This window comes from Geodermatophilus sp. SYSU D00742 (assembly GCF_054049935.1).
Window position 1 is genome coordinate 1 of record NZ_JBJGYJ010000029.1, and the last position, 12,790, is coordinate 12,790.

The 12,790-nt window shown below is 73.9% G+C and carries 13 protein-coding genes; 4 read left to right on the forward strand and 9 right to left on the reverse strand.

What is annotated here, in order from left to right; genetic code table 11:
• Positions 1–48: 48 nt before the first annotated feature.
• Complete coding sequence (gene sodN, locus ACI78V_RS17560) at positions 49–450, reverse strand: superoxide dismutase, Ni (RefSeq protein WP_456853037.1); 402 nt, start codon at positions 448–450, stop codon at positions 49–51.
• A gap of 51 nt (positions 451–501) precedes the next feature.
• On the opposite strand from sodN, the gene ACI78V_RS17565 reads away from it, so the two are divergent.
• A complete protein-coding gene (locus tag ACI78V_RS17565; RefSeq protein WP_456853039.1) occupies positions 502–879 on the forward strand; it encodes a S26 family signal peptidase in 378 nt (125 codons plus the stop codon).
• On the opposite strand, the gene ACI78V_RS17570 is transcribed toward ACI78V_RS17565, so the two are convergent.
• Positions 862–1,467, reverse strand: a complete 606-nt coding sequence (locus ACI78V_RS17570) for a dTDP-4-dehydrorhamnose 3,5-epimerase family protein (RefSeq protein ID WP_456853041.1) — start codon at positions 1,465–1,467, stop codon at positions 862–864. The genes ACI78V_RS17565 and ACI78V_RS17570 overlap by 18 nt on opposite strands.
• Before the next feature lie 51 nt (positions 1,468–1,518).
• Here ACI78V_RS17570 and ACI78V_RS17575 point away from each other — a divergent pair, with 51 nt between their 5' ends.
• Positions 1,519–2,727: an NAD(P)-dependent malic enzyme gene (locus ACI78V_RS17575; RefSeq protein WP_456853042.1), complete on the forward strand. Its 1,209-nt coding sequence runs from the start codon at positions 1,519–1,521 to the stop codon at positions 2,725–2,727.
• 63 nt (positions 2,728–2,790) lie between these two features.
• Here ACI78V_RS17575 and ACI78V_RS17580 read toward each other — a convergent pair whose 3' ends face one another.
• The 7 genes from ACI78V_RS17580 to ACI78V_RS17610 form a co-directional block, all read right to left on the reverse strand.
• Positions 2,791–3,504, reverse strand: a complete 714-nt coding sequence (locus tag ACI78V_RS17580) for a metal-dependent hydrolase (protein WP_456853044.1) — start codon at positions 3,502–3,504, stop codon at positions 2,791–2,793.
• Between the two features lie 65 nt (positions 3,505–3,569).
• Entirely contained in the window at positions 3,570–3,992 is a 423-nt protein-coding gene (locus ACI78V_RS17585; RefSeq protein ID WP_456853045.1) for a DUF2269 family protein, read from the reverse strand.
• 125 nt (positions 3,993–4,117) lie between these two features.
• A complete protein-coding gene (locus ACI78V_RS17590) occupies positions 4,118–4,297 on the reverse strand; it encodes a DUF6104 family protein (protein ID WP_456853046.1) in 180 nt (59 codons plus the stop codon).
• A 69-nt stretch (positions 4,298–4,366) separates the two neighbouring features.
• Positions 4,367–8,227: a multifunctional oxoglutarate decarboxylase/oxoglutarate dehydrogenase thiamine pyrophosphate-binding subunit/dihydrolipoyllysine-residue succinyltransferase subunit gene (locus ACI78V_RS17595; RefSeq protein ID WP_456853048.1), complete on the reverse strand. Its 3,861-nt coding sequence runs from the start codon at positions 8,225–8,227 to the stop codon at positions 4,367–4,369.
• A gap of 146 nt (positions 8,228–8,373) precedes the next feature.
• A complete protein-coding gene (locus ACI78V_RS17600) occupies positions 8,374–9,183 on the reverse strand; it encodes an ankyrin repeat domain-containing protein (protein WP_456853050.1) in 810 nt (269 codons plus the stop codon).
• A gap of 88 nt (positions 9,184–9,271) precedes the next feature.
• Positions 9,272–10,027: an ABC transporter permease gene (locus ACI78V_RS17605; protein ID WP_456853052.1), complete on the reverse strand. Its 756-nt coding sequence runs from the start codon at positions 10,025–10,027 to the stop codon at positions 9,272–9,274.
• Positions 10,024–10,923, reverse strand: a complete 900-nt coding sequence (locus ACI78V_RS17610) for an ATP-binding cassette domain-containing protein (protein ID WP_456853054.1) — start codon at positions 10,921–10,923, stop codon at positions 10,024–10,026. The genes ACI78V_RS17605 and ACI78V_RS17610 overlap by 4 nt, the downstream gene beginning before the upstream one ends.
• 232 nt (positions 10,924–11,155) lie before the next feature.
• Between ACI78V_RS17610 and ACI78V_RS17615 the strand changes: the two genes are divergently transcribed.
• Both ACI78V_RS17615 and ACI78V_RS17620 read left to right on the forward strand, forming a co-directional pair.
• Positions 11,156–11,614: a universal stress protein gene (locus ACI78V_RS17615; RefSeq protein WP_456853056.1), complete on the forward strand. Its 459-nt coding sequence runs from the start codon at positions 11,156–11,158 to the stop codon at positions 11,612–11,614.
• Between the two features lie 42 nt (positions 11,615–11,656).
• Positions 11,657–12,706, forward strand: a complete 1,050-nt coding sequence (locus ACI78V_RS17620) for an adenylate/guanylate cyclase domain-containing protein (RefSeq protein ID WP_456853058.1) — start codon at positions 11,657–11,659, stop codon at positions 12,704–12,706.
• The last annotated feature ends 84 nt before the right edge of the window (positions 12,707–12,790 follow it).

The following is a 12,790-nucleotide window of genomic DNA, read 5'->3' on the forward strand; positions in this document are numbered from 1 at the left end:
CGGACGGCGGGTGTCCCCGCCGTCCGGCGCCGCTGCCGGAGGGAGCGGTCAGGCCGCGGCCTTCGTCTCCCAGAAGATCTTGTCGATCTCGGCGATGTAGTCGAGCAGCTTCTGACCCTCGGCGGGGTCCATGCTGCCCTTGCCGCCCGAGGCGCCGGCCTGCTTGGTCGCCTTGTTGAACAGCTCGTGCAGCTGCGGGTACTTCTCGAAGTGCGGGGCCTTGAAGTAGTCGGTCCACAGCACCCACAGGTGGTGCTTGACCAGGTCCGAGCGCTGCTCCTTGATCAGGATCGCCCGGGTGCGGAAGGCCGGGTCCTCGTTGGCCTGGTACTTCTCCTGGATGGCCTTGACGGACTCCGCCTCGATGCGGGCCTGTGCCGGGTCGTACACGCCGCAGGGGAGGTCGCAGTGAGCGGTGGCCTCCACGGCGGAGAACATGCGGAAACGCATGGACTTGCCCTCCGGGTCTCGTGGGTCGTTTCGTCTGCGACCCTACTCCCGGTGAACGCCCACGACAGGTCCGAGGACCGGACCCCCGGTACGGTCCCGCCGCTGGTCACGCCCTGGGTCATGGCCCGGGTGTCCGGCCCGTCGATGTCCCCGACGGTGCGGCACGGCGATCGGCTGCTGGTGCGCCGGGTGGACGTCACGGGTGCGGTGGGCGCGGGAGACGTCGTCCTGGCCCGGTTCGCCTCCCGGCCGGAGCTGCTCGTGGTCAAGCGGGTCCGTCGGGAGGTGCCCGGTGGGCACTGGGTCGAGGGGGACAACCCGCTCGTGGCCGACGACAGCCGGGCGTTCGGTCCGGCGGTCGTCGTGGGGCGGGTGGTCGGCCGGTTGTGGCCCCGGCCGGGCCGGTTGCGCTCAGTGCCCGCCGCGTAGCTGCGCGTACCGCGCCTCGCACTGCTCCATCGTCGGCAACAGTCCCTGCGCGCGGGCCTGCTCCAGGGTGGGTGCCTGCTGGTCCTTGGCGGAGAGCTCGAACTCCACGTCGGCCGGCCACGGCAGGCCGAGCGCGGGGTCCAGGGGGTCGATGCCGAACTCCCGGCCGGGGTCGTACCCGCTCGACACCAGGTAGGTCACCGAGCTGCCGTCGGCCAGGGACACGAAGGCGTGCCCGAGCCCCTCGGCGAGGTACACCGCCCGCGGCCGGTCGCTGTCGAGGACGACGGCGTCGTGGGCGCCGAACGTCGGTGAGCCGACCCGCACGTCCACGACGACGTCCAGCACGCGGCCCGCCGGGCAGTACACGTACTTGGCCTGCCCGGGTGGCACCAGCGCGAAGTGGACGCCGCGCAGCACCCCGCGGGCGGAGACGCTGTGGTTGGCCTGGGCGAGGTGCAGACCGAACCCGAGGACCCCGGAGAGGACGTCGGCGCGGTACCACTCGGTGAACCGGCCCCGGGCGTCGCCGTGGGGGACGAGGTCGACGACGTGGGCGTCCCGCACGGTGAGTTCGCGGATCTGCACGGAGCCGACCGTAGCGAGCCGTCGTCGTGCACCGTCTACGCTGCCGTGTCCATGGGCGGAACCCAGCATCCCGAGACCTCCGCTCCCCGGCCGGGGAGCCCCGACCGCTTCGCCGAGGACCCGGCGTTCGCGGTGCACGAGGGCGGGAAGCTGGTCGTACGGCCCACCCGCTCCATCGACTCCGTCGCCGACCTCGCGCTCACCTACACGCCGGGCGTCGCCCGCGTCTCCAGTGCCATCGCCGGCGAGCCGGAGCTGGCGCGGCGGTTCACCTGGGCCTCCCGGGTGGTCGCCGTCGTCTCCGACGGCACCGCCGTGCTCGGGCTCGGTGACATCGGGCCGGCCGCGGCGCTGCCGGTCATGGAGGGCAAGGCCTGCCTGTTCAGCGAGTTCGGCGGGCTGTCGTCGGTCCCCGTGGTGCTGTCGACCACCGACGTCGACGCGATCGTGGAGACGGTGGCCGCGATCGCGCCCTCCTTCGGCGGGATCAACCTCGAGGACATCAGCGCCCCGCGCTGCTTCGAGATCGAGGAGCGGCTGCGCGAGCGACTGGACATCCCCGTCATGCACGACGACCAGCACGGGACGGCGATCGTCGTCCTGGCCGCGCTGCGCAACGCCGCACGGGTGGTCGGCCGGGAGATCGGCGACCTGCGCGTCGTCGTCGCCGGGGCCGGGGCGGCCGGGATCGCCTGCACCAAGATCCTGCTCGAGGCCGGCATCGGCGACATCGCCGTCGCCGACTCCAAGGGGGTGCTGCACCTCGGCCGCGACGACCTCACACCCGTCAAGCGGTGGGTCGCGGAGAACTCCAACCGCGCCGGGTACGCGGGCACGATGACCGGCGCGCTGGAGGGGGCCGACGTCTACCTGGGCCTGTCCGGCGGGTCGGTGCCCGAGTCGGCGATCGCCTCCATGGCCGACGGCTGCATCGTGTTCTCGCTGGCCAACCCGATCCCCGAGGTCGACCCGGAGATGGCGGCCCGGTACGCGGCGGTGGTCGCCACCGGGCGCAGCGGGGAACCGAACCAGATCAACAACGTGCTCGCCTTCCCGGGGGTGTTCCGCGGGGCGATCGACGCCGGCGCCACCTCCATCACCGAGGAGATGAAGCTGGCTGCGGCGGCCGCGATCGCCGACGTGGTGGGCGACGAGGTGCGGCCCGACTACGTCGTCCCGAGCCCGCTGGACCGGCGGGTGGCCGAGGCCGTGGCCACGGCGGTGGCGGCCTGCGCGCGGGAGCAGGGCGTCACCCGCTGAGGGAGGACCCCCTCGCACCGGGTCGCGCCGGGAGCCCTCGGGTGGCGGGGCGAGGGGGCCCTCTCAGAGCAGTCCGCGCAGGTCCTGCAGCCAGGGGTCGACGGTCGCCCGCACGCCGGTGTTGGTGTAGACGAACCACAGCGTGACGACGACGAAGGCCGGCGCCAGGACCGCCTTCTCCAGCGCCGTCCCCGTGCGCAGCGGGGTCAGCGCCAGGCGGCAGCGCCTGAGGATCCACACCAGCGGCACGGGCACGCCCTGCGTGGTGATCGCGTCACCGGCGATGTGGGTGAGCACGCCCAGCGCGACCGCCCACGGCAGCCAGGCCGGCGGCGGCATGTGCTCCAGCAGCAGCCAGGCCGCGCCCCAGGACAGCACCAGGTTGCCGACGACGGTGTTCTCCGCGCGGCCGGGGATGACGAAGTGCAGCGCCCGCAGCGCCAGCCCGATGGCCAGGCTCATGAGCAGCAGGCTGGACCAGAAGGCGTTCGCCGCGGCCAGCGCGAGCGCGCCGAACGCGACCGGGGCCAGGACGGCGTCGTGGGTGCCCCAGCGGTGGCCCTGGGCCAGGCGCCCCACCGCACCGGAGGGGACGTCGGTCACCGGCCCCCACATGTCCGAGACCGTGGAGCCGCTGGAGTCCAGGTCGGGCAGCATCGACATCCCGCCGACGGCGGCGATCCAGGCGACCTGGGCGACCGGGCCCTCGACCGGGGCCCACGGGAGCGTGGCCGCCCCCGCGGCGAGCCCGGACAGGGCGTGCGAGTGACCGAGCACGCACGAAGCGTGCCGCCGTCCGGCCCGTCAGCGGCGGAACCCGTCGCCCGGGCGTGTCGGTCGGGTCAGGGCTTCCAGCTCATCAGGACGGCGACGGCGACCAGCAGCAGCGAGACGACGCCGGAGCCGGCGGCGATGCGGCCGTAGAGCGCCGTGGCGGACCGGCCCTGCACCAGGTCGGCCGCCGCCCGGCGCAGCGCGGGGACCACCAGCACCAGGCTGACCACGAGAGCGACGAGGTACAGCGCGATCGACAGCCACAGCCAGGTCCGCGACAGCGGGATGCCCTCGACGCCGGAGACGCCGAACCCGAGGACGGCGACCGCCAGCGAGGCCCACGTGACCACCGTGGTCGACCGGGTGAGCAGCTCCACCGTCTGCGCGTCGCCCGCCCGCACCGCGCGCAGGGCGGTCTGCGGGAGCAGTGCCATGGGCCCGATGAGGAAGACGGCGGTGACGACGTGCAGGACGGCGAGGACGGTGCCCATGCCCCCACGCTAGGAGACCGGCCCCCACGCGGGGCGTGGTGCCCTGCGGGGCGCCGGCCCCGTCTTCCGCCGGCCCCGTCCAGCGGCCCCCGGGGGGCCTGCGGGCGGGGAGGAGGGCCCGCCTCCTACTCGTCGTCCCCGGTGCCGCCGCGGGCCAGCCAGGTCGCCAGCCGCTCGACCGGCACCTCGAAGTCGGGGTGCTGGTCGACGAAGGCCTGCATCTGGTCCGCCAGCCAGGCGAGGGTGACCTGCTCCTCGCCCCGGCGCTCGGCGAGCTCCTCGAGCCCGCGGTCGGTGAAGTACACGCCCCAGAACCTACGACGCCCGGCCACCGAGGGGGTCGGTGGCCGGGCGTCGGCAGGGAACGGGTCGCGTCAGCGGGCGAAGGCCTCCGCGACCAGCTGCTTCTGCTCGACCTCGTGGACCTTCGCCGAGCCGACGGCCGGGCTGGCCGAGGCGCGGCGGCTGACCCGCCGCAGGCTGCGGCCGGACGGCAGGTGCTCGGGCAGGTTGACCGCCATGAACTGCCAGGCGCCCATGTTCGCCGGCTCCTCCTGCACCCAGACCACGTCGGTGGCGTTCGGGTAGCGCTCCAGGGCCTGCGCGATCTGCTCGGCCGGCAGCGGGTAGAGCTGCTCCACCCGGACCACCGCGGTGTCGGCGGTGCCGTCGGCCTCGCGCTGGGCGAGCAGGTCGTAGGCGACCTTGCCGCTGCACAGCAGCACCCGGCGCACCGCGGCGTCGTCGAGCGGCTCGCCGCCCACGCCGGGGTCGGGCAGGACCGGCCGGAAGGTCTCGTCGGTGAAGTCCGAGACCGGGCTGACGGCTGCCTTGGCCCGCAGCAGCGACTTGGGCGTGAACACGACCATCGGCCGGTGCACGTCCGACAGCGCCTGGCGGCGGAGCAGGTGGAAGTAGTTCCCCGGCGTCGAGCAGTTGGCGACGGTGATGTTGTTCTCCGCCGACAGCTGCAGGAACCGCTCGATGCGGCCGCTGGAGTGGTCGGGACCCTGCCCCTCCAGGCCGTGCGGCAGCAGCAGGACGACGCCGGAGCGCTGCCCCCACTTGGCCTCGCCGGAGCTGATGAACTCGTCGATCACCATCTGCGCGCCGTTGATGAAGTCGCCGAACTGCGCCTCCCACAGCACCAGCGCCTTGGGGTTGGCGACCGAGTAGCCGTACTCGAAGCCGAGGGCGGCGTACTCGCTGAGCAGGGAGTCGTAGACGAAGAACTTCGCCTGGTCCTGGGCCAGGTGCGCCAGCGGCGTGTACTCCGCGGCGGTCTCCCGGTCGATGAGCACCGAGTGACGCTGCACGAAGGTGCCACGGCGGGAGTCCTGGCCGGCGAGCCGGACCGGGACGCCCTGCATGAGCAGCGACCCGAAGGCCAGCAGCTCGCCCATCGCCCAGTCGATGCCGCCCTCGCTGACCATCGCCGCGCGCCGCTCGAGCATGCGCTTGAGCTTCGGGTGCACGGAGAAGTTCTCCGGCAGCGAGACGTGCGCGTCACCGATGGCCTTGAGCACCTCGGTGGTGATGGCCGTGGCGACGGGACGCTCCTGGGCCGGCTGGTCCATGACCGGCTGCGCCTTGGGGGTCTCCTCGGCGTCGTGGGTCTCGGCGAAGGCCCGCTCCAGTTGACCGCGGTAGTCCTTCAGTGCCTCCTCGGCCTCGGCCAGGGTGATGTCCCCGCGGCCGATCAGCGCCTCGGTGTACAGCTTCCGGACCGAGCGCTTGCGGTCGATGATGTCGTACATCAGCGGCTGGGTCATCGAGGGGTCGTCACCCTCGTTGTGCCCGCGCCGGCGGTAGCAGACCAGGTCGATGACGACGTCCTTCCTGAACGTCTGCCGGTAGTCCACCGCCAGCCGCGCGACCCGCACACAGGCCTCGGGGTCGTCGCCGTTGACGTGGAAGACCGGCGCGTTGACCATCCGGGCGACGTCGGTCGAGTAGAGGCTCGAGCGCGAGTGCGCCGGGCTGGTCGTGAAGCCGACCTGGTTGTTGATGACGACGTGCACGGTGCCGCCGGTGCGGTAGCCGCGCAGCTGGGAGAGGTTCAGCGTCTCCTGGACCACGCCCTGACCGGCGAAGGCCGCGTCGCCGTGCAGCAGGACCGGCAGGACGGTGAAGCCCTGCTCGCCCTTGTCGATCATGTCCTGCTTGGCGCGGGCGATGCCCTCGAGGACGGGGTTGACCGTCTCCAGGTGGGAGGGGTTGCTGGCCAGCGATACGGCGATCTCCGCGCCGTCGGCGAACGGGTTGGTGAAGGTGCCCTCGGCGCCCAGGTGGTACTTCACGTCGCCGGAGCCCTGCACGGTGCCGGGGTCGATGTTGCCCTCGAACTCACCGAAGATCTTGGCGTAGCTCTTGCCGAGCACGTTGGCCAGCACGTTGAGCCGCCCGCGGTGGGCCATGCCGATCGCGACCTCGTCGAGGCCGTGGTCGGTGCCGGCGATGAGCACCTCGTCCAGCAGCGGGATGACCGACTCGCCGCCCTCGAGGCTGAACCGCTTCTGGCCCACGTACTTGGTCTGCAGGAAGGTCTCGAACGCCTCGGCGGCGTTGAGCCGGCCCAGGATGTGCTTCTGCTTGGCAGGGTCGGGCTGGTCGGCCTTGACCTCGACGCGCTGCTGGATCCACTGGCGCTCTTCGGGGTCGGTGATGTGCATGTACTCCACGCCGACCGTGCGGCAGTAGGAGTTGCGCAGCACGCCGAGGACGTCGCGCAGGGCCATGAGCCGCTCGCCGGCGAACCCGCCGACGGGGAACTTCCGGTCCAGGTCCCACAGCGTCAGGCCGTGCTGGAGGATGTCGAGGTCGGGGTGGCTGCGGACCTTGAACTCGAGCGGGTCGGTGTCGGCCATGAGGTGGCCGTTGCGCCGGTAGGACTCGATGACCTCGATGACCCGGGCTTCCTTGTCGATCTGCCCCTCGCGGCTGACCCGCACGTCCGGCATCCAGCGCACCGGCTCGTAGGGGATCCGCAGCGACCGGAAGACGCCGTCGTAGAAGCCGTCCTCACCGAGCAGCAGCTGGTGCAGGCGACGCAGGAAGTCGCCGGACTGGGCGCCCTGGATGATCCGGTGGTCGTAGGTGGAGGTCAGCGTGATGATCTTGCTGACGGCCATCTCGGTGAGCGTCTCGGGGTTCATCCCCTGGAACTCGGCCGGGTACTCCATGGCGCCGACGCCGACGATCGTGCCCTGGCCGGCGGTCAGCCGCGGCACCGAGTGGTTGGTGCCGATCGTGCCGGGGTTGGTCAGGCTGATCGTGGTGCCGGAGTAGTCCTCGAGGGTGAGCTTGCCGGCGCGGGCGCGGCGGATGACGTCCTCGTAGGCGGCCCAGAACTGGGCGAAGTCCATCTCCTCGGCGGCCTTGATCGAGGCGACGACGAGGGAGCGGGACCCGTCGGGCTTGGGCAGGTCGATGGCCAGGCCGAAGTTGACGTGCTCCGGCTGCACCAGCGTCGGCTTGCCGTCGGCCTCGGCGTAGGAGGCGTTCATCTCCGGGAAGTCGTCCAGCGCCCGGACCAGCGCGTAGCCGATCAGGTGGGTGAACGACACCTTCCCGCCGCGGGCGCGCGCCAGGTGGTTGTTGATGACGATGCGGTTGTCGGCCAGCAGCTTGGCCGGCACCGCCCGCACGCTGGTCGCCGTCGGGACGGTCAGCGACGCGTTCATGTTCTTGACGATGCTGGCGGCCGCGCCGCGCAGCGGCGTGCGCTTGGGGCCCTCGCCGTCGGTCGGCTTCGGGGCCGGCGTGGCGGCGGGCTCGGGGGCGGGGGCGGCCGGCTGTTGCTGGGCGGTCCGCTCGGCGGCGCGGTGCACGACGGTGTCCTCGGTCTTGGGCTCGACGCTCGTCGCGCGGGACGGCGCCGCGGCCCCGGCGTCCGGCTGCTGCGGTGCGGGGGCCGGCTGCTGCGGCGCGGGGGCCGGCGCGGCCGGGGCCTGCGAGGCGGGGGCGGTCACCTCCCGCGACGGCGACGGGGCGGCGGAGGAGGTGGCCGGCGGCCCGGAGGCGCCGTCGGGGGAGGAGGAGGGGGCCTCCCGGTCGTCGCTGGCGGCCACCGGGCTCCCCGGCCGGTAGTCGGCGAAGAACTCGTGCCACGCCTGGTCCACGCTGGACGGGTCGGCGAGGTACTGCTGGTACATCTCCTCGACCAGCCACTCGTTGGTGCCGAACCCTGCCACCGCGGAGGAGGACGGGGTGGAGGACGGTCGGGATGAGTTCACGCTTGACACGGGGTCGAGTGCCTTCTTCGTCGTCGGTGGACGTCGCTGGACCGGGCGGTCAGTCTACGCCCGTCCCGTGGCCCTGACCGGCCAAGGAGCGACAGGTCGGCGGGTGGGGGACGGGATCCGGGGCCGGGGGACGGGGCTCAGTCGGTGGCGCCGCGGGCGACCAGCAGGTCGGCGAGGGCGTCGTGGGCGGTCGCCTGACCAGCGTCGCCGCGTCGGCTGCGGGCCGCGGCGACCCGGCTGATGTCCAGGGCGCTGGCGCCGTCGTTGGTGGTGGCGTTGACGTCGGCCCCGGCGTCGAGCAGGGCGCGCACCACCTCGGGCGCGTCGCCGTCCACCCCGGCGGCCACCGCGGCGTGCAGCGGGTACCGGCCGGTGTCGGGGTCGCGCCGGTTGACGTCGGCGCCGGCGTCCAGCAGCAGGCGGACCAGGTCCAGGCGGCGGCCGGCCGCGGCGGCGTGCAGGGCGCCGCCGTCGACGTCGGCACCCCGGTCGAGCAGCGCCTGCGCCGCGCCGGCCGCCCCGCCCGCGGCCGCCCAGGTCAGCAGGTCGACGCCGGTGACCGGGTCGGCGAGGGGTGTGCCGCGGTCGAGCTCGGCGGTCAGCCGGTCGACGTCGTCGAGGTAGGCGGCGCTGGGTGCGTCCACCGAGGCGCCCAGCTCGCGGAGCTCCGCCACGAGGTGCGGGGCGAACTCCAGGGCGGTGTGCAGCGGCGTCCGGTCGTGCTCGGTGCGGGCGTCGAGGTCGGCGCCGGCGGCGACCAGCACCCGGACGACGTCCACCTGTGCCTCGGCGACGGCCACGTGCAGCGGCGTCCAGCCGCCCTGGCCGGCGCGTTCGACGGTGGTGGACACCAGGCGCGGGGCGTCGTCGACGGCCGTGCGGACGGCCGCGGCGTCGCCGTCGGCGATCAGCCGCGCCAGCCGCTGAGCGGTCATGCGGGTGGTCATCGGAGGGACCCCAGTTCCGGTCGGGGACGGGTGGCCTCCCCGCCGGGGCCCACCGCGGGGTCGCGGCCGGCCGGGGCGGGGGCCGCTCTCAGACGACGTCGCGGCGGACGGCGAGGAACGTGCCGAGCAGGGCGGCGACCAGACCGTAACCGAGCAGCAGCAGGGCGCCCTGCCAGGGCTGGAGGAGGTCGGGACCCTGGAAGGTCGCCGTCATGGCCTCCAGCCCGCCACCGGGCAGCCACTGGTACGCCGGTGCCGTCGCGGGGATCGACCGGATGATCGGCTCGACCACGAACAGGTAGACCAGCCCGCCGACGATCGCGCCCACCTGGTTGCGCAGCAGCGCGCCCAGGCCGACACCGATGACGGCGTAGACGACCAGCGCCAGGCCGCTGCTGGCCAGGATCCGCAGGTTGTCGCCGGTCAGCGGGGGGACGGCGCCGCGGGCCCCGGCGTACAGGGCCACCACGAGGTAGTTCACGGCCACCACCACGACGGCGAAGGGCGCCGCGACCAGGGCGTAGCCCAGCAGCTTGGCGATGACGACCCGACCGCGCCGCGGCGTGGTGAGGAAGGTGGGCGTGGCGGTGCGGTGCCGGTACTCCTGCGTCATCCCGATGATGCCCAGGATCAGGAACAGCACGGTGACGTTCGCGGCGGTGGCCAGCGCGAGCTCCTCGTACTGCTCGGTGCCCACAGCCGGCAGGCCGCTCTCGGCGTTCCCGGCGAAGGCGGTGAACAGCACGGAGAAGCCGGTCACCAGCGCGCAGGAGCCGAGCAGCAGCCCGATCCACACGCGGGTGGTGAACAGCTTGGTCCACTCGGCGCGGACGAGGGCGGTCATCGTGCGGCTCCCTGCGTCGTCGTGTCGGTGGCGGACGCGGCGTACTGCTCCTGACCGGCGGTGAGCCGGAAGTACAGGTCCTCGAGCCCGCTGTCCTCGGCGCGCAGCTCGTGCAGCTCGACGCCCGCGGCGAAGGCCCGGGCACCGACGTCGGCCGGCGTGGAGCCGGCGACGGTCACCAGGCCGTCACCGTCGGCCGTCACCACGAGACCGGCCGCCCCGAGGACCTCGGCCAGCCGGCCGGCCTCCGGGCTGCGGACCAGCACCGTGCCGGCGCCCTGGGCGCCGGAGCGGAGCTCGGCGATCGAGCCCTCCCGGACCAGACGGCCGGCCCCGACGATGACCACGCGGTCGGCGGTCTGCTCCATCTCCGACAGCAGGTGGCTGGAGACCAGCACGGTGCGCCCCTGGTCGTGGGCGAGGTGCCGGATGAACCCGCGCAGCCAGTGGATGCCCTCGGGGTCCAGCCCGTTGGCCGGCTCGTCCAGGACGAGCACCGACGGGTCGCCGAGCAGGGCGGTGGCCAGCGCGAGTCGCTGGCGCATGCCGAGGGAGTAGCCGCCCGCACGCCGGCCCCCCGCCTCGGCCAGGCCCACCTGGACCAGCACGTCGTCGGCCCGCGAGACGGGCAGGCCCGCGGCGCGGCAGTACACGCGCAGGTGGTTGCGGCCGGAGCGGGCCGGGTGGAACGCGGTCTCGAGGACCGCACCGACGGTGCGCACGGGGGAGGGCAGGGACGCGTACGGGGCGCCGTTGAACGACGCGGTGCCCGCGTCGGGCCGCTCCAGTCCCAGGACCATGCGCAGCGTCGTGGTCTTGCCGGCGCCGTTGGGGCCGAGGAAGCCGGTGACGGAACCGGGCTCGACGGTGAAGTGGAGGTCGGAGACGGCCCGCACGGGACCGAAGGACTTGCTCAGCCCTCGGACCTCGACCCGGACGGGCGGGACCGTTCCGGTGCTACCGGTGGTGATGACGTGCTCCTCGTGGTCGGGTCCGGAGGCACGACCATCCAAGCGCACCCCGGCCGACGGGAGGGGACTCCCGACGGGCGTGGCGTGCCGCTGTCCCCGGGCGCCGTCGTGACCCTCCGCACACGGGGGCCGCGCTGAACAGGTAGGTTCCCTGGCCGTGAGTGCCTATCGCACGGTGGTCGTCGGGACCGACGGGTCGGAGTCCTCCCTGCGTGCGGTGCGCCGCGCCGGCGCGCTCGCGGGGGCGTGTGCCGCCCGGCTGGTCATCGTCTGCGCCTACCTCCCCCCGCGCGCCGACGACCGCGAGGTGCGGCGCGCCCAGGAGGTGCTCGGTGAGGACGCCTACCAGGTGATCGGCAACGCCCCGGCCGAGGAGACCGTGCGCACCGCCGCGGAGCGCGCCCGCGCCGCCGGCGCGACCGACGTGTACCCGATCGCCGTCGTCGGCTCCCCGGTCGAGGCGCTGATGGACGTCGCGGCCCGCGAGCAGGCCGACCTGCTGGTCGTCGGCAACCGCGGCCTCAACAGCATCAAGGGCCGGCTGCTGGGCTCGGTCCCCTCCGACGTGACCCGGCGCTCCGACATCGACGTGCTGGTCGTCCACACCACGGGCTGAGCCCTGTCCGAGACCGGACCCGACGACGTCGCCCCGGGCGGGATGGACGCCCGCGAGGCGCTGGAACGCCTGCTGCTCGGCGGGCCGCGCCGCTACACCCGCCTCCAGGTGGCCGAGCAGGCCGGCATGCCGGCCCGGCGGACCCAGCGGCTGTGGCGGGCACTGGGCTTCCCCGACGCGGCCGACGACGACCTGGTCTTCACCGACGCCGACGTGCACGCCCTGGGGCTGCTGTCGTCGCTGATCGACGCCGGCTTCGTCGACGAGGGCACCGAGGCCTCCATCGCGCGGGCCATGGCACAGTCCCTGGCCCGGCTGGCCGACTGGCAGACCGACCTGCTCGCCGAGACCCTCACGCGGGAGGCCGGCCGGCCCGGGGTGGTCGACCCGGAGCGCGCCGTGGAGAGCACCCGACGGCTGCTGCCCCTGCTGCGGGCCGTGCAGGACTACGTGTGGCGGCGGCACCTCGCGGCCAACGCCGAGCGCCTGCTGGGGGCCGCCGGTGCCGGTGACCGGCGTGAGCTGTCGGTCGGGTTCGCCGACCTGGTCGGCTACACCACCCGCAGCCAGGGCATGAGCGCGCGGGAGCTCGGCGAGATGGTCGAGGACTTCGAGGCCACCGCGGCCGAGGTCATCGCCCGCCACCACGGCCGGGTGGTGAAGAGCGTGGGTGACGGGGTCCTCTACACCGCCACCTCCGCGGTCGACGCGGTGGAGATCGGGCTGGAGCTGCCCGAGGCCTGGCACGCGGAGCACCGACCGCCGCTGCGGGTCGGCGCGGCCCACGGCACGGTGCTCACCCACCTCGGCGACGTCTACTCGCCGGTGGTCAACCTGGCCAGCCGGCTGACCTCGATCGCCCGGCCGGAGACGCTGCTGGTCGACCGCGAGCTGGCCCGGCGGCTGCGTGAGCTGCGGCAGTACCGGGTCCGCCCGCTGCGCCGGGTGTCGGTGCGCGGCTACGACGAGCTCCAGCCGTGGCTGGTCCGCCGCCGCCCGCCGGGGGAGGACGACAACGCCCTGGAGAGCATGCTCGACGAGATGGCCGACGACGTCCTGGGCGTCGACGGGGAGGACGACGAGGGGCGCTGACGGCGCGGTGAGAGGGTGGGCGGCGTGAGCGAGCCCGCGAGCGGACCCGGAGGCACAGCAGCGCCGCGGAGGCAGCCGACGAGC